14 protein-coding genes and 1 tRNA gene are annotated in these 15,468 nt (G+C 71.1%); 6 read left to right on the top strand and 9 right to left on the bottom strand.

Translation table 11 applies throughout. From position 1 onward, the window contains the following. Positions 1 to 14: 14 nt before the first annotated feature. The 3 genes from ACFHWS_RS05810 to ACFHWS_RS05800 all read right to left on the bottom strand — a co-directional run bounded on the left by ACFHWS_RS05810 (position 15) and on the right by ACFHWS_RS05800 (position 2,387). The gene (locus ACFHWS_RS05810) at positions 15 to 830 is read right to left on the bottom strand and encodes a potassium channel family protein (protein WP_416556189.1); all 816 of its coding nucleotides are present in this window, start codon (positions 828 to 830) and stop codon (positions 15 to 17) included. 287 nt (positions 831 to 1,117) lie between these two features. Continuing rightward, on the bottom strand, positions 1,118 to 1,768 hold the full coding sequence (locus ACFHWS_RS05805) for a class I SAM-dependent methyltransferase (RefSeq protein ID WP_416556190.1): 651 nt from the start codon (positions 1,766 to 1,768) through the stop codon (positions 1,118 to 1,120). A 106-nt stretch (positions 1,769 to 1,874) separates the two neighbouring features. Continuing rightward, entirely contained in the window at positions 1,875 to 2,387 is a 513-nt protein-coding gene (locus ACFHWS_RS05800) for a mycothiol transferase (protein WP_416556191.1), read from the bottom strand. A 27-nt stretch (positions 2,388 to 2,414) separates the two neighbouring features. Here ACFHWS_RS05800 and ACFHWS_RS05795 point away from each other — a divergent pair, with 27 nt between their 5' ends. Next, complete coding sequence (locus ACFHWS_RS05795) at positions 2,415 to 2,768, top strand: hypothetical protein (protein ID WP_416556192.1); 354 nt, start codon at positions 2,415 to 2,417, stop codon at positions 2,766 to 2,768. A gap of 4 nt (positions 2,769 to 2,772) precedes the next feature. Here ACFHWS_RS05795 and ACFHWS_RS05790 read toward each other — a convergent pair whose 3' ends face one another. Beyond that, positions 2,773 to 3,108, bottom strand: coding sequence for a GNAT family N-acetyltransferase (locus ACFHWS_RS05790; protein ID WP_416556193.1), 336 nt, complete (start codon positions 3,106 to 3,108; stop codon positions 2,773 to 2,775). Between the two features lie 79 nt (positions 3,109 to 3,187). Between ACFHWS_RS05790 and bluB the strand changes: the two genes are divergently transcribed. Next, on the top strand, positions 3,188 to 3,802 hold the full coding sequence (gene bluB, locus ACFHWS_RS05785) for a 5,6-dimethylbenzimidazole synthase (RefSeq protein ID WP_416567820.1): 615 nt from the start codon (positions 3,188 to 3,190) through the stop codon (positions 3,800 to 3,802). A 100-nt stretch (positions 3,803 to 3,902) separates the two neighbouring features. Next, positions 3,903 to 5,555 (top strand): FAD-dependent oxidoreductase, encoded by a 1,653-nt coding sequence (locus ACFHWS_RS05780; RefSeq protein ID WP_416556194.1) that lies wholly within the window; start codon positions 3,903 to 3,905, stop codon positions 5,553 to 5,555. A gap of 61 nt (positions 5,556 to 5,616) precedes the next feature. Here ACFHWS_RS05780 and ACFHWS_RS05775 read toward each other — a convergent pair whose 3' ends face one another. Then, the gene (locus tag ACFHWS_RS05775; RefSeq protein WP_416567771.1) at positions 5,617 to 9,054 is read right to left on the bottom strand and encodes a M12 family metallo-peptidase; all 3,438 of its coding nucleotides are present in this window, start codon (positions 9,052 to 9,054) and stop codon (positions 5,617 to 5,619) included. A gap of 216 nt (positions 9,055 to 9,270) precedes the next feature. Continuing rightward, positions 9,271 to 11,151 (bottom strand): sulfatase-like hydrolase/transferase, encoded by a 1,881-nt coding sequence (locus ACFHWS_RS05770; RefSeq protein ID WP_416567770.1) that lies wholly within the window; start codon positions 11,149 to 11,151, stop codon positions 9,271 to 9,273. Between the two features lie 79 nt (positions 11,152 to 11,230). On the opposite strand from ACFHWS_RS05770, the gene ACFHWS_RS05765 reads away from it, so the two are divergent. Both ACFHWS_RS05765 and ACFHWS_RS05760 read left to right on the top strand, forming a co-directional pair. Continuing rightward, on the top strand, positions 11,231 to 11,902 hold the full coding sequence (locus ACFHWS_RS05765; RefSeq protein WP_416557144.1) for a permease-like cell division protein FtsX: 672 nt from the start codon (positions 11,231 to 11,233) through the stop codon (positions 11,900 to 11,902). Then, positions 11,899 to 12,522 carry a SigE family RNA polymerase sigma factor gene (locus ACFHWS_RS05760; protein WP_416567769.1) on the top strand — a complete coding sequence of 208 codons (624 nt, stop codon included), beginning with the start codon at positions 11,899 to 11,901 and terminating at the stop codon, positions 12,520 to 12,522. Before ACFHWS_RS05765 ends, ACFHWS_RS05760 begins: the two co-directional genes overlap by 4 nt. Positions 12,523 to 12,535: 13 nt before the next feature. Here ACFHWS_RS05760 and ACFHWS_RS05755 read toward each other — a convergent pair whose 3' ends face one another. The 3 genes from ACFHWS_RS05755 to ACFHWS_RS05745 form a co-directional block, all read right to left on the bottom strand. Next, positions 12,536 to 13,162, bottom strand: coding sequence for a DUF4433 domain-containing protein (locus tag ACFHWS_RS05755; RefSeq protein WP_416567768.1), 627 nt, complete (start codon positions 13,160 to 13,162; stop codon positions 12,536 to 12,538). 213 nt (positions 13,163 to 13,375) lie between these two features. Beyond that, positions 13,376 to 13,451 (bottom strand) — tRNA-Arg (locus ACFHWS_RS05750). Between the two features lie 56 nt (positions 13,452 to 13,507). Continuing rightward, positions 13,508 to 14,533 carry an alpha/beta hydrolase gene (locus ACFHWS_RS05745; protein ID WP_416567767.1) on the bottom strand — a complete coding sequence of 342 codons (1,026 nt, stop codon included), beginning with the start codon at positions 14,531 to 14,533 and terminating at the stop codon, positions 13,508 to 13,510. 116 nt (positions 14,534 to 14,649) lie between these two features. Between ACFHWS_RS05745 and ACFHWS_RS05740 the strand changes: the two genes are divergently transcribed. After that, positions 14,650 to 15,060, top strand: coding sequence for a PPOX class F420-dependent oxidoreductase (locus tag ACFHWS_RS05740; protein WP_416557148.1), 411 nt, complete (start codon positions 14,650 to 14,652; stop codon positions 15,058 to 15,060). The last annotated feature ends 408 nt before the right edge of the window (positions 15,061 to 15,468 follow it).

The raw sequence follows: 15,468 nt of genomic DNA, 5'->3' as shown, positions 1-15,468 counted from the left end.
CCGCCGACGAGGCGTCAACCGGACCGGTCGGCCGGCCGTGGTTCGGGCAGCTCGGCACGGGGCTGGCGGTCGGCCCGCAATCCGGCCACCTCGGCCCGCAACGCAGCGAGTTCCTCGGTGAGCGCGACGACGTCGGCGCGGGTCGCCGGCGACTTGGCGGTGTCGGCCTCGCCCGCTGCGGAGATGCGTTCCACGATCCAGCTGGCCAGCGAACCGGTGACGAAACCGATCAGGCCGATACCGCCGATCATCAGCGCCAGCGCCACGAACCGGCCGGTGCTGGTGATCGGGTAGTAGTCGCCGTAGCCGACGGTCGTGATGGTGACCACCGACCACCACAGCGCGTCCGGATAGGTGTTGATCGCACCGTCCGGGTGGCTGCGTTCGGCGTCCAGCACCGCCAGCCCGGAGACGATCACCAGCAGGACAGTGGTCGAGCCGACGTAGAGCGCCAGCCGGCCACGCGCCCAGACCTCGGTGCGCCGGGTCAGCAGGAGCACTGCGGTGACCAGCCGGAGCATCCGCAACGGCCGGAGAATGGGCAGCAGCAGCACGATCAGGTCGAACAGGTTGGCGCGGACGAACCGCCACCGGTCGCCGGCCAGCCACAGCCGGACGAGGTAGTCGGCCCAGAAGAGCGCCCAGATCACGATGTTGGCAGCGACACACACGGCGTGCCAGCGCGCCGGCATCTGCGGGTAGAGAATGGGCGCGGCATAGACGACGAGGAACGCCACGGCGAGCACGGTCAACCCGGCCGCTGTCCGGCGCTCCCACCTGGCGGTTCGGTCCTCGCGGTGCGGGCCGGACCCCGGATCCTGGAGAGACATGCCCGACAGGCTGCCTGATGGCGGCAACCGGCCCGCCACCGGCCCCACCGGTGGCGGGTCCCGATGTGGCGGCGCGGTGCCGACCGGTTCCAGCACCCGGCCCGGGTGATCGCCGGCGGGTTCACTGGGCAAAGGCGATCAGCCGGCAGCATGGCCGGATTCTGGAACGGGTCGGCGCCCACCACGTGATCCTGCCGGAGCACGATATGGGCGAGCGGGTCGCCGAGTCCGGCTGACGCCCGGCGGGCGAGCGGTTCAGCGGTCAGCGGCGCGGCCGGGAAGAGCGGTCAGCGGCGCGGCCGGCGGGCGTGGTAGACGAAGGCCGGCGGCAGGTTGCCGAGCACCGTACGCCCCATCACCACCTCCTCGAACCGGTCCCGCAGCAGTTGCCGGAACCGACGGGCCGGCGGGGTCTGCGCGGTCAGTACGTACGCGAACGTGGTGAACGCCCCGTCCGGTCCCAGCACGTCGCACACCGCGCCGAGGGCGGACGACTGCAGATCACGCGGGAAGGAGACCCACGGCAGCCCGCTGACCACCACGTCGGCGGTGGCCAGGCCCTGCCCGGCCACCAGGGCCCGGCAGTCGGCGGCATTGCCGACGATCACCTCGACCTGCGGGTGTCGGCCGGCCAGCAGGTCGGCGAGGGTCGGGCTGAGCTCGATCGCCAGGTGTCGACCCCGGCCGCCGAGCCGCCGCTGGATCACCCCGGTGAAGGCGCCGGTGCCGGGCCCGAGCTCGACGACGACCGGGTCGCCGCGTTCCGGGATCGGCGCGGTGATCGCCTCGGCCAACCGCTGCGAGCTGGGAGCGATCGCACCGATCCGGGTGGGCGACCGGAGGAACTCGCGGAGGAACGCCCCGGCGTCGCCGCGCCGGGCAGCCGGAACCGGCGCGGGCTGCGACGTGGTGGCGCTCTCCGACACGGGAACGGACATGAGGGGAACTCCTCTGCGCGGGTGCTCCGGCGAGCCGGGGAGACAGGGGCCCGAGACACAGCATGCCTATTGCGGCACACCGCGTCAAAAGGGTAGCCGGTCGCGGTCAGCTGGTCGCGCTGAGCAGCCCGCGGAGCCACCCGGCCTGACCTACGTGCTGCAGGTCGTCGTTGGCCACGCTTACCAGCCGTGCGCCGAGGGTGACCGGCGGGTTCCACCGTTCGTCGACGATCCGGTCCAGGTCGGCGTCGGTCAGGCCGACCAGGAACCGCCGGGTCCGGTCGGCGACCGCCATGTAGTAGTCGACCAGCACGGCGGCGCTCTCCGGCGCCACCGCCGCCACCTGCTCGGCGCTGTGCCCGTACCCGGTGTCGGCCGGATCGGCGGTCAGGCCGAACCGCCGCGCCCAGCCGTCGCCGACCCAGACCTGCGGCTCGCCGATCACCTCGGCCAGATGGTCGTCCTGGACCCGGGTCAGGTGCCAGACCAGCCAGCCGATCGGGTTCGTGCCCGACCCCGGCGACCAGCGCAGCTGCTCCGGGCCCAGGCCGTCGACCGCCGCGCGGACCAGCTCGGGCAGCCGGTCGAAGGTCTCCACCAGCAGTGCGCTCGCATCCACCGTGCCTGTCTCCTCCCTGGAGCGTCGATGTCCCCGGTCCTGGGCTGGGCCGTGGCGGACCCTGCCCGGCCGGCCACGGCGGCCGTAGGCTATCAGCGCGCCAGGGCCCGCTACCTGCTCTTCCCCGGTCGGCACCACGTTCTCACCCGGTTCCAGGCCGACTATCTGAGCCGGCTGGCCGTCCGCGAGGCTGCGGCGTCCGACGGGCCGTGCACCCTCGTCTGGGCGGTGACGTCGGCCAACCACGGCAACACCCGGCGCAACCCGGTGCCGTACCACCGGCTCGCCCCGGTCGCATCCCGGTCCACCCTGAATGGTCGTCCGATGGACTGGCCGCTCACCCACGTCCTGCTGGTGGCCCGCCGGCCGGTGAACAGCTGAGCGGTCAGAGCCGCTCGAACGGTTCGGCGTAGCGGAACCGGCCCGGTGTCAGCGTGGCCCCGCCCAGCGGACGGGCCTGAAAGTAGGGCCCCCACCGCGGATCGGGCGCGACGATGCCGAACTCGCTCGCCGGCCGCAGCCCGAACCGGCGGTAGTACGCCGGTTCGCCGAGCAGCGCGACGAGTGTCTCGTCGCGGGCTTCGGCGGCGGCGAGCACCGCGTGCGTCAGCGCCGAGCCGACGCCGGCGCGTTGCCGGTCCGGGCGTACCGCCAGCGGGCCGAGGCCCAGCACCGCCCGGACCGCCGCGACGTCGCCGGCTCGTTCCCGTCTGACCAGCATGGCCGCCATGCGATCAGGCCGGGCCCCAGGCCGGCAACCGGATTCAAGGCGCGGCTTGGGACAATGGAACGCGATGCTCATCGACCTGTACGACGTCATCCATCGGCGCCGTGACGTGCGGGCCGAGTTCACCGGCGCGCCGGTGCCGGACGAGGTGCTGCACCGGGTGCTGACCGCCGCGCACGCCGCGCCGAGTGTCGGGCTCACCCAGCCGTGGGACTTCGTGCTGGTGCGCGATCCGGCGGTGCGTGACGCCTTCCACGCACATGTGCAGCGGGAACGGCAGACGTTCGCGCAGACCCTCGACCCGGTCGCGGCGGCCCGGTTCGCGCACATCAAGATCGACGGGGTACGGGAGGCCACCCTGTCGATCGTGGTGACCTACGACCCGCAGCGAGGCAGCCCGGCGGTGCTCGGCCGGCACGCCATCGCCGACGCCGGCCTCTACTCGGTCTGCCTGGCCATTCAGAATTTCTGGCTGGCGGCCACCGCGGAAGGTCTCGGGGTCGGCTGGGTCTCTTTCTACCGGGAGCCGTTCCTGCGGGACCTGCTCGCCATACCGGCCGGCATCCGACCGGTGGCCTGGCTCTGCATCGGGCCGGTCAGCCGGCTCGCCGACGAACCCGACCTGGAGCGGCACGGCTGGCGGCGGCGCCGGCCGGTGACCGACGCCGTGCACCACGACCGGTGGTGAAGCCCCGCAGAGCCTGCCGACCACCGGCGTTTGCCAAAACGGCAAGAAAGTTTGCCGCTACGCTGGCAGCGGCGGATCGTGGGTGCCGGAGGTGGTCAGGATGGCTGACAACAAGGTGGGGGGACCCACGTACCGGGTCGCCGTGGCGGTGATCGGCGGCGGTGCCGCCGGGTTGAGCGCGGCGCTGACCCTGGCCCGGGCCCGGCGGGCCGTGATCGTGATCGACGCGGGTGAACCCCGCAACGCGCCCTCGGCCGGCGTGCACGGCTTCCTCAGCCGCGACGGCATCAGCCCGGCCGGGCTGGTCGCCGCAGGCCGGCAGGAGGTCGAACGGTACGGCGGCGTGGTGCTGCCCGGCCGGGCGGAGGCGGTCGAGCGGGTCGACAGCGGATTCGAGATCAGCCTGGCCGACGGCCGTACGGTGGCCGCCCGGCGGCTGCTGTTCGCCACCGGCGTGGTCGACGAACTGCCCGACATCCCCGGGCTGCGGGACCGCTGGGGCCGTGATGTGCTGCACTGCCCGTACTGCCACGGGTGGGAGATCCGGGACCAGCCGGTCGGGGTGCTCGCCACCGGCGAGATGGCGCTGCACCAGGTGCAGCTGTTCCGGCAGTGGACCTCCGACCTGGTGCTGTTCACCCACACCGGTGTCGACCTCACCGACGAACAGGCTGAACAGTTGGCGGCCCGCGGCGTCCGGGTGGTGCCGGGCGAGGTCGTCGGGCTGGAGGTGACCGACGACCAGCTCACCGGGGTACGGCTGGCCGACGGGACCGTGGTGCCCCGGTCGGCGGTGACCGTCGCTTCCCGGCTGCGGGTCGACTACCGGCTGCTGACCAAGCTGGGGGTGCCGGTGACCAGCCATCCGAGCGGGATGGCCGAACAGGTCGAGGCGGACCCGACCGGCCGTACCCCGATCCCGGGAGTCTGGGCGGCCGGCAACCTGACCAATCCGTTCGGCCAGGTGATGGCGGCGGCTGCGGCCGGCACGATGGCGGCCGCGGCGGTCAACGGCGACCTGGCCGAGGAGGACACCGCCGACGCGGTACGCCGGCACCGGGCCGCCGCCGCCGGCGAGGACGACTCCGGCCTGTCGGTGCACCACGGGCCGGCGGACGTGGCCGCCATGGTCAGCCAGGAGTTCTGGGACGAACGGTACGGCTCCGTCGACCGGGTGTGGAGCGGCAACCCGAACCCGCAACTGGTCACCGTCGCGACCGAACTGCCTGCCGGCACCGCCTGTGACGTCGGCGCCGGCGAGGGCGCCGACGCGATCTGGCTGGCCGGCCGAGGCTGGGAGGTGACCGCCGTCGACGTGTCGGCGGTGGCGCTGCGGCGCGGTGCCGAGCAGGCGGCGACGGCCGGCGACGACGTGGCCGGACGGCTCACCTGGCAGCCGGCCGACCTACGGACCTGGGATCCCGGACCGGACCGGTTCGATCTGGTCACCGCCCAGTTCATGCACCTGCCGGACCCGGACCGGGCGATGCTGCACCGCCGGCTCGTTGCGGCGGTACGCCCCGGCGGCACCCTGCTGATCGTCGGCCACCACCCGTCCGACCTGGACGTGCCGGGGCTGCGCCGGCCCCGGATGCGGGACCTGCTGTTCACCGCCGAGCAGGTGGCGGCGGTGCTGGACCCGCAGGAGTGGGCCAGCATCCGGGCCGAGACGGTACCTCGGCCGGGCATCGACCCGGACGGAAACCCGGTGACCGTCCACGACGCGGTGCTGCACGCCGTCCGCCAGCGCTGACAGACGCCCACCCGGCGGTCCGGGCGGACGTCTGTCAGCAATGATCGGCAGTTCCCAGCCCTTAGTACAGGACGAGGTCACCACCGGACGCGGTCAGGTTGATCTCCTCGGTGGCGGTGCCGGTCCAGCTCGACGAGAACATCAGCGTGTCACCGTCCCAGACGGTGATCCCGATCTTGTCCAGCTGGCCCGGCCCGCTGACCAGCGTCGCGCTCACCCGCATGGTCAGTCCGGTCGCCACCGCCACCGGCTGCTGCGGGGTGGACAGGTCGAACAGCGTCACCTGGTAGCGCAGCTGCGCCGTGGCTGGTCCACTGCCGAGAGCGTACGAGCCGTACGACTCCAGAACGTTGCCCTGGAACTTGTACCGCTGGTCGCCGGAGCGGTAGCCGACCAGCACCTTGCCGACCAGCCTCTCGCCGTAGGTGATCCGGCCGTCGAGGTCGAACTCGATCCGGTGATCCGGGTCCAGCGGGTAGGCGCCAGCGGTCGACTCGCTGCGCAGGTAGCCGTCACCGAGGAACCGCAGCCTGGTCGGCGGGGAGACGGTCACCGTCGCGGTGACGGACCCGGTGTAGCGGCCGTCGACCGTGGCGGTCACCGGGTGGTTGCCGACCGGAAGGGTCGCCGTACAGCTGGCCATCCCGCCGGTGCGGTCGCTGCCCCACAACTTCACCTCGGTGGCACACAGTGTGGTGTCGCCGCTGGTGAAGGCGAGCTGGGCACCTCGGACGTCGCCGGCCTCGGCGCTCACCGCCGTCCGCAGCAACACCTGCGCCTGCTCCGCGCCACCCTCCGGGTGCACCAGCGTGTCGCCGGTGTACGCCAGCTCGGCCGCGCGGACCTGGTCGATGCGGATGTCGGCGTCGTTGAGGTCGAAGAAGACGTTGCCGACCGCTTCGATCTTGATCCGACCGGTGGTGGTGTCGATGTTCGGCATCGTCACCGTGGCGGTTCCGTTGTTCGGCACCGCCTCGGCCAGCACGTACGGGAAGGTCTTCGCCCCATCCGTCGACAGCGAGATCCGCACCTGCGCCGCGTTCACCGGCGCCGCGTCGGTGCCGGCCACGTCCCAGGTGACCTCTTGAGTGGACCCGCCGAGGTAGAACGCCGGCGCCGGCTGGGAGGTGACCAGGAACGGACCCGCCTGCGGGGCCAGCACGACCTCGGTCTCAGCGTTGCCGACCCCGCCGCCGCCGATCCGGCCGTCGCGGGCGGTCAGCTTGAAGCGCATGGTCCGGTCGTTGGCGAAGCCGACCCAGTCGGCGGTCGGCAGAAACTCCGAGTAGCAGTCGACCAGCGCCTGCGGCAGGTTCGACGCGCTGCCGCTGCCCGGCGGTGCCGGCGCCGCCGGGCAGGCCCCGGTCACCGCGTTGGTGTTGCCGGCCAGGATCTGCGCCATGTCCGGGAAGACCCGGGTCGGGTCGTCGTCGACCGCGTTCAACCCGGGGGAGTAGTACTGCTCGGTGTCGTCCGGGCCGACCAGCGCCGCCGTGCCGAACACTCGGAACAGCGGTCCGTTGGTCTTGACGTTGTCGGTCAACGCGGTGCCGGCGTTGCTGACTCCGGCGATGCCGCCGCGGTCGTTCTGCTCCCACAGATAGGTCAGGGCGTCACCGTCGGCGTCGGTGGCGCTGCCGGTCAACGCGAACGGGGTCCGTACCGGGATGGTGAACTGGTCCGGCACGGTCACCACCGGGGCGTGGTTGGTGGTCTCGGTAACCTGCCAGCCGCCGTTGTCGACCGGGCCGCCCTTGGCGGTCTCACCGACGAAGCCGTCCATGCCGGAATAGGGGATCAACTCCAGCGGCGATACGTTGGTCTGCGCCACGGCTCCGCCGTTGAACGTCACCTGGAAGCCAGTGTTGTCGAGCGCGCCGACACCGCCGAACGCCCCGACGGTCACCGTCGCGCCGTCCGGCCAACCGGTCATCGACTCGATCGTCTCCTTGATGTAGGCAGTGGTGTAGCTTTCGCCGTAACCGATCAGCCGGGAGTTTCGGCCGTTGAAGGTGAACTGGAACGAGTCACCGACAGTGTCGAAGTCGCGCAGCGACACCGTCTGCACCTCGTTGATCGCCGGCCGGGACGAGTTCACGAACGTGGTGATCTCGTGGTAGCTGCGCTGCGACCAGTACGGGTCGGTGTGCGGCTGCAGGTTGTCCTGCTGGCAGATGCCCGCGTACGCCATGATCGACGAACCACTGCCCGGCTCGTACGAGTTGGCGGCGCTGCGGTTGCCGCCGGAGCAGTTCCACTGGGTGCCGTTGAAGGTGTGGTTACCGGCGAACTGGTGGCCGATTTCGTGCGCCACGTAGTCGACGGCGTAGAAGTCACCGATCGGGTTCGGCAGGCCGGTGCAGCCGCGCGCCTTGCCGTCGCCGCCGACCACCCCCAGCCCGGCGACGCCGCCACCCGGCAGGCCGAAGCCGATGTGCCCGACGTCGTAGCTGCTCGCCCCGACCAGTTGGCCCAGCACGATCCGGTTGCGGTTGAGCGTCGCGCCGGAACAGCCGGTCAGCTGCGCCTCGGAGAAGCACGGCGCGGACCCGCACGGCCCGTCCGGGCCGGTGGCCGCCGCCACGGTGTTCAGGTTGGTCTTGTCGGTGTCGTTGATCAGCACAAGCCGGATCGCGGTCTCGTCCTCGTAGATCTGGGTGACCCGGTTGACCAGCGTCACCTTGGCGGCGGTCACGTTCTGCGCGCCGAAGTAGTCGGCGTACGACGGGTCGGTGAGCAATGCTAGCCGGTAGGTGCGCAGCTTGACCAGCGGACCGGCCGGGTCGTCGGCCTGCGCCTGGTCGATCTCCGCGCCGACCTGCTCGGCGGCCGCGTCGACGTCGCCCCGCTCGGTCAGCGGGCCGTGCCGGTTGACCAGGTCACCGGCGTGGTAGCTGGCATAGACGCTCTGGTCGCGATGGTACGGGTCGACGTACCAGGACCCGGTCGACGAGCGGACCGAGGCGTGGAAGCCGAGCGGGGTCAGGTCGGCCCGGATCGTCGCCGTCGGGTCGTCGACGCCGGTGCCGGCGTACGTGCGGATGTCCGGGTGCCGGGCGGCGAGCCCGTCCTGCATCACCGGAGAGTCGACCACCGCGAACCGTTGCACCACGCCGTCCGGGTCCGGCACGGCCAGCACCAGCGGTGCCGTCGCGGCGGCCCGGTCCGACTCGTCCGGCGCCCGGTCCAGCTGGGCGGCGATCACATCCCGGTCCAGGGTGTACGCCGCGAACCGGTGTGCCTGGATGTCCTGGGCGCGACCGGACCGGCTGGCCGTCGGTACGTCGTCGAGCACGGCCCACGGGGTGCCGGCGATCGGCGTACCTTCCTGCGGCGCGGCACTGGCGGCCGACGTCGGGCCGACCGCCGGCAGCAGCGCCGCCGCGACGACGGCGACGAGCAGGGCGATCAGGCGGCGGTTGCCGGACCGGCCGGTCCCGGGCGGTGGCTGCGAACGGCCGTTCGGCGACGAGTGGCGCCTCGTCGAGGGCTTCCTCAAAATGTCTCCTCGGGAGTCCGTGACGATCCACGACCCGAACGGCCAGGGGTGCGCTGGTCGATAAGCCGTGGCTCTCAAGGGTCGAGAGTCGACGCTAGGCCCCGAGCAGCGGGTACAGCCATCATCCGTACGGATGAGACGGTGCATGATGGCCGGTACTGCGAGACCGGCTCACGTGACGAGCGGAGCCGATCTGCCCGTGACGAGCGGGGCGGCCTACTTGAAAGCGGTGAGGAACCGGTCCCGGAACGAGTCCATCTGCCACACCGGGGCCTGCGGACCGGGGCGCAGCCCTTCCTGCCAGTCCCAGCCGGCGACCCGGTCGAGGACCGCCTGGTCGCTGGTGACGATGGTGACCGGCACGTCGTGGCTGGCCCCCGGACCGGTCACCACCGGCGCCGGCTGGTGGTCGCCGAGGAAGACCACCACCAGATCGTCGTCGCCCTGCGACTCGATGTAGGAGATGATCGTGCTCAACGAGTACGCCACCGCCTTCGGGTAGTCGCTGCGCAATCCGTCCTCCGCGGACTTATTGGCCTGGCCGGCGGCCATCGCCTCCCGGTCGAAGACCGAACCGTCCCGGACCGTGTTCCAGTTGACCAGCTGCGGCAGCGGGGTCCACGGCGCGTGGCTGGACAGCAACGCCACCTCGGCCATCACCGGCTGGTCGTTGTCGCGCCGCTCGAAGCGGTCGAACGCCGACAGCACGTACTGGTCGGGGATGGAGGCGAAGTTGAACCTGTCGCCCGCGTACCCCATGTTGCGCGAGTCGTAGACTTGGTCGTAGCCGAAGAACGCCCCCTCCGGCCAGGCCCGGCTGTTGCCGGGGAAGAAGCCGGCGACCCGCCAGCCGGCGCGTCCGAACGCCCGGGTCAACGTCAGCCGGTCACTGGTCACCAGGCTGCGGTAGCGCTGCTGGTTGTCCACCCACAGCCCGGACAGGGTGCTGGCGTGCGCCAGCCAGCTGCTGCCTCCGACCGTTGACGAGGTGAGGAAAGCGCTGCGCGACTGGTAGCCCCGCGCCGCCAGCCGCTGCGTGCCGTCGTCGAGCAGGTCACCGATCAGTGGGCTGAAGTCGGGGTGGGTGACCGCGTCCCGGCCGTAGCTCTCCACGAACGCCAGCAGCACGTCCTTGCCGCGCAGCGCGGTCAGCAACTCGTCGGCGGGCACGTCCCGGAACGCGTCGACCGCCGCCAGCTCGGCGAACTCCTGCCGGTCCTGCAGGCTCGCGCCGATCTGCATGGTGTGGTCGTACGCCAACCGGGCGGTCGCCCGGTCGGCGACCGGCAGCCCGATCGTGCGCCACTCGTCCTGGTAGACCACCACCTGCGTACCGAGCAGGGCGAACACCAGCCAGCCGGCGGTCAGCGCACCGACCGTACCGCCGCCGATCCGTCGGTGTGCGGCCAACAGCCGGGCCAGCCGCAGCGTCGCGGCGACCAGCAGCGTCAGCACCCCGATCGTGAGCACGACGGTGCCGACCGCCGCGCCGACCGCCGCGGCCCGGCCGTAGGAGGCGTCGACGAACCGGTATCCGTCGGCCAGCAGACCCCAGTCCAGGACCGGGTCGAACGGCCGGTCCAGCACCGAGAAGAAGCCGATGTCGGCGACCTTCAGCGTGATCAGTACGCCGAGCAGCGCGCCGAGCGTGGCAGCCACCGGGGTGCGGACCCGGCCCGGCAGCACCAGCAGCAGCGCGGCGGCGACCAGCGCCTCGACCGGAATGCGGGCGAACGCGACCGGGACCACCAGATCCAGCTGGTATGGCAGGGTCATCGCGGCCAGCACGCCGCCGACCGCCAGCACGTCGGTCGACCGTCGGGCGGTACGCCGTACCCGCTGACGCCATCCGCTGGTCGGCGGTGCCGTCTCGTCCGCCGCCGTCGTCTGGTCCGCCGCCGCCGTCGTCTGGTCCGCCGCCGTCGTCGTCTGGTCCGCCGTCGTCGTCTGGTCCGCCGCCGTCGTCTGGTCCGCCGCCGCCGTCGTCTGGTCCGTCACGTCGTCGGCGGTGACCGGGGCGGAGTTCGTGGCGGAGGACAAGTTGGGACCTTCCTGGTAGTCGGCCAGGCGGTGCGCCTGCCGGACCGGACTCTGCACGATATCCGTACCACCGGGCACCCACAAATACGCACGACCAGCCGGACCGGATCGATCTGCGGACCACCGGCTTGCGGCCGTGACCGGTCCGCCGCGTCGACCGGTCTACTTCTGCATGGACCAGTTGCGGACGTACTTCGACCGGGCGCTCGACGACGAACCGGCACCTGCGGTGCCACCGGACGACCTGGCCCGAGCGGCCATGGTCGGCGGGAGCCGACTACGCCGACGCAGACGGCTCACCATCGGCGGTGCCGCCGTCGCCGTGACCGTCCTCGCCGCCGTCGCAGCTAGCCTGGCAGCACCCGTCCGGGACGCACCGGCCCCGGTGCCGGCGCAGGCGGCGATGCCGTCGGTCTCGCCCGGCTGTGAACTGGTGCGTCCCACCACCGCTGAGGCGGCGACCGAAGCCGCCGTCTACCTGAGCGTCAACGTGACTGCCGAGCAGCGGCGCGCTGTCGACGCGGCGCTGCGGTCCAATCCGCAGGTTGGGTCGGTGGCGTTTGAGAGCCGGCAGGACGCCTACCAGCGGTTCATTCGGCGGTACAAGGACGATCCTGCCGTTTTGCTCGATCATCCAGACCTGATGGAGAAAGTGACCCCGGACCAGTTGCCAGAGTCCTTCCGGATCACCTTGGCGAACCCATCGGCGTATCAGCAGGTCAGCGGCGGACTACAGGCGATGCCCGGTGTCGAGACGGTCACCGGCTGGTTCTGCCTGTACGGCACGGACAAGCAGGTGGACGAGTGAGTGGGGTTCGGGTCGTAGCGCCGGTCGCTGCCGACCTACCGGTGGAGCCGGCACCGACGAGGTCTGAGCGCGGCGGCGGACCGCTGGCCCGGTGGGCCGCCAGCCGTCGGAAGCAGCGAGTGGCCGGGGACGAGGCGTTCACCGCGTTCGTCGTCGACGCGGCTCCCCGGCTGCGCCGCGTCGCGTACCTGATGTGCCGGGACTGGCATCTCGCGCAGGATCTCACCCAGATCACCTTCACCCGGATGTACGCCTCGTGGAACCGGATCTGGCCCACGGCGAACCTGAACGCGTACAGCCGTCGGGTCCTGATCAACGCGGTCTCCGACGCGATGACGCGGCGCAGCCGCACCGAGGTGCTGCTCGCCGAGCCGCCCGAGCCGGCGGGCCGGCCCGCCGGCTCGGGCGGCTCCACCGAACTGCAGGTGGCGTTGCTGCGTGCGCTGGCGGAGATCCCGGTGCGCGACCGGGCGGTGCTGGTGCTGCGGTACTGGGAGGACCAGAGCGTGCAGGCCGTCGCCGAGATCCTCGGCATCACCACGTCGGCGGTGAAGATGTGCAGCATGCGGGCGCTGCAGCGGCTGCGTACCGTCCTCGGCGAGGACTTCCCGACCAGCTGATCGGAGCCGCGCCCTAGGCTGGGCGGCATACCACCCGCGTCGACCTCGCCGTACCGGCCGACGTCGCAGTACCACTGGACTGCTCGCCGCCCCGAACGTGCCGGCGTTCCACGACGTCGCGATGCTGATCGCGATGGTCGCGGTGGCGACCCACGCCGGCCCACCGGTGTACGACTGGCTTGCCGGCGGGTTGGTGCTGGTCGGGGTCGTGGTGGTGGCTGTTGGCCGGGTGCTGCTCCAGGAACTGCGCCATCCGGCGACGCCGCCGGTCTGGATCGTCTACGGTGCTGTTCCAGCGTTCCGCTTGCACGAGCGGCCAGTCCACCATGTTGTCCAAGTCGTCGAGCGCCGTGGTGAAGGCTGACGTTGCGATCGCTGCGTTGTCGTCGGTCGCGAGCCACGCCGCACCAGCCTCCACGACCGCACCGACTGTCACAGCGAGGTAGACCAACGGGCGGTCGCCGTCCGCGTACCGGCCGGCGATGCTGTCGCGATGGTCGCAGGCAATCCGATACATCATGGGTGAACGTGGGGCGAAGTGGAACGGGACGTAGTCCCCAACGTAGCCCCGTGGGCCGATCGGGATCCGCCGTCGGCGGCGAGAGTCCTTGATCGCGGGATCGCCGACCTCCGTGCGCATGATGCCGGCGCGGGCGGAAACATCGCAGGCCAACGGCCTTCTGCAGAGATACTGGCATGATTGTCGATGTCGGTGAAGTGCAGTATCCATCGGCTTCGTGCGGACGTCGACGCCGCTGGGGACATCTGGGTCAAACCTCCGCTGACGTGACCGTGAGGACGGGAGTCTATCGGACTGCCTGTCTGCGAGCGTCGAAGCTCTGACCTGGGGTGGTGGCGCGCCCGGTAGGGTTCGAACCTACGACCTTGGGATTAGAAGTCCCCTGCTCTATCCGCTGAGCTACGGGCGCTTGCTGATCTTCGTCCTAGCGTGCACATAGTAGTGGTCGCAAGTTGCCGTGACGAGTCAGTCGGTCTCCGGTAACCCTCGGTCGACCGGGCGTTGCGCCCTTACCGGTTGACCAGGGTCCGGGCCAGCCGGCTCGGTGGTGAAGTAGCCACGCAGCCAGCGGTCCAGCTCGCTGAACAGCTCGTCGCGGGCCGGCTGGTGGGACAGGGTCAGGTCGTGCAGGCCGCCGTCGATGCGGACCACGGTGACGTGCCGGCCGAGCCGGGGGGCCCACCGGGCCATGTGCTCGACGTCGAGTACCGCGTCGGCCAGGGTGGCCGAATCGTGCCAGCTGTGGCTGCGGTAGGACCGGGAGGAACAGGCCAGCAGGACCGGCGCGGTGATGTGCAGTCCGGCACGTAGCCGCCGCTGGGCGCGTCGGATTGCGGTCAGCCAACCGGCCCGCACCGGGAACCCGGCGAGCGGCTTCCACTCCAGGTCGTAGTCCCAGTGTCCGCGCTGGGAGGCGTGCACGCTCTGCCCGTACACCCGGGAAAGCCCGACCGGGACGACGCGGTAGGGCGAGCGGCCGGTGAGGCGGCAGATGGCCGCCGCTACCGGCCGGCGGAGCAGCCACGGTGCGTTGAGGTCGAAGAACGGGCTGTTCAGGAACAACCCGTCCGGTGCGATGCCCTGGCTGGCCCGCGCGTTGGCCCAGATCGCGGCGATCAGCCCACCGGTCGAGTGGCCGTTGACCAGCAACGTCTCGTTGCCGTCCTGCTCGCGGATGATCCGGGCGGCGGCGTCCAGTTCCGGAAAGTAGTCGCTGAGGTCGCGGCAGAAGTTCGGGGTCTGGTGCGGCAGCAGGCTCCGGCCGTACTTGCGCAGGTCGAGGGCGTAGAAGTCCCAGCCGCCGCGGACGAAGTGGTCTGCCAGATGGGTCTGGAAGAAGTAGTCGACGAAGCCGTGCAGGTAGAGCACCGCCCGCCCGGCCGGGCGGTCCGCCCGGCGGCGGACCAGGGTCGCGACGACCGGACCCTCGTCGTCCGGGTCCAGTTCGATGACCTGCTGCTCGTACGGGGGTCCGAGGATGTCAGGCTGCACGACCTTGACCGTACCGCCGGACGGTTACCTCCGGGTAGCACCGCGCTGCGCGTCGCACAATCATAGGCGGCACTGGCGGCGGCCGAGCGGCGGTGCGCGGCGCGAGGAGGTGCGAGATGAAGGCCGAACAGGCGACGGCGTTCCTGCGGGCGAATCATCGGGCGGTGCTGGTGACCCGGCATCCGGACGGCCGGCCGCAGACCAGTCCGGTGCTGGTCGCGGTCGACGACGCCGGTCGGGTGCTGGTCAGCACCAGGGAAGGCGCGGTCAAGGTCCGCAACCTGCTGCGCGACCCACGAGTCACGTTCTGCGTGACCACCGACCGGTTCTTTGGCGACTGGGTGCAGATCGACGGAGAAGCAGAGGTGGTACGGCTGCCCGAAGCCCTCGACGTGCTGGTCGACTACTACCGACGGATCTCCGGAGAGCATTCCGACTGGGACGACTACCGGGCTGCGATGCGCCGCGACAAGCGGGTGGCGATCCGGGTGAGCGTCACTCATGCCGGTCCGGACGTGCACAGGTGATGGTCCGGATGAGCCCAGGCAACTGCCTGGACGGCCGGCGCGTAGAGCCCACGGGCACGGCAAATGCGGCGGGTGGGGTGTTTAGGTTGGTAGAAGCTCCAGGAGTTCGAGGATCCGTCGGTTCTTGCGGGCGTTGTATCGCAGGGCGGCGTCGATGTTGGTGGTGTCGTGGATTCTGAGCAGGCTGACCACTACGTCTTGGGGGTCTACTGTAGTGGGTAGGAGGCCTGCTGAGTGAACTCAGTCTTCCCAAGTTCATGGCCAAGAGCCGGTCCGAGGTCGGTAGCTGAGCCTACCGGTCACCACCGGACACCGTCCGACCTCCACCCGCCGGTTCCGATGCGCGTCTTAGAGCGACCGGCAATAGGCGTTACCTGAGTCGGCGGGTTGTCGGCCGGGTGTCCCAGC

The organism is Micromonospora sp. LOL_013, assembly GCF_048060315.1.
In the GTDB taxonomy this organism is placed as follows: domain Bacteria; phylum Actinomycetota; class Actinomycetes; order Mycobacteriales; family Micromonosporaceae; genus Micromonospora_E.
This window is presented reverse-complemented; position numbering and strand designations above follow the sequence as displayed.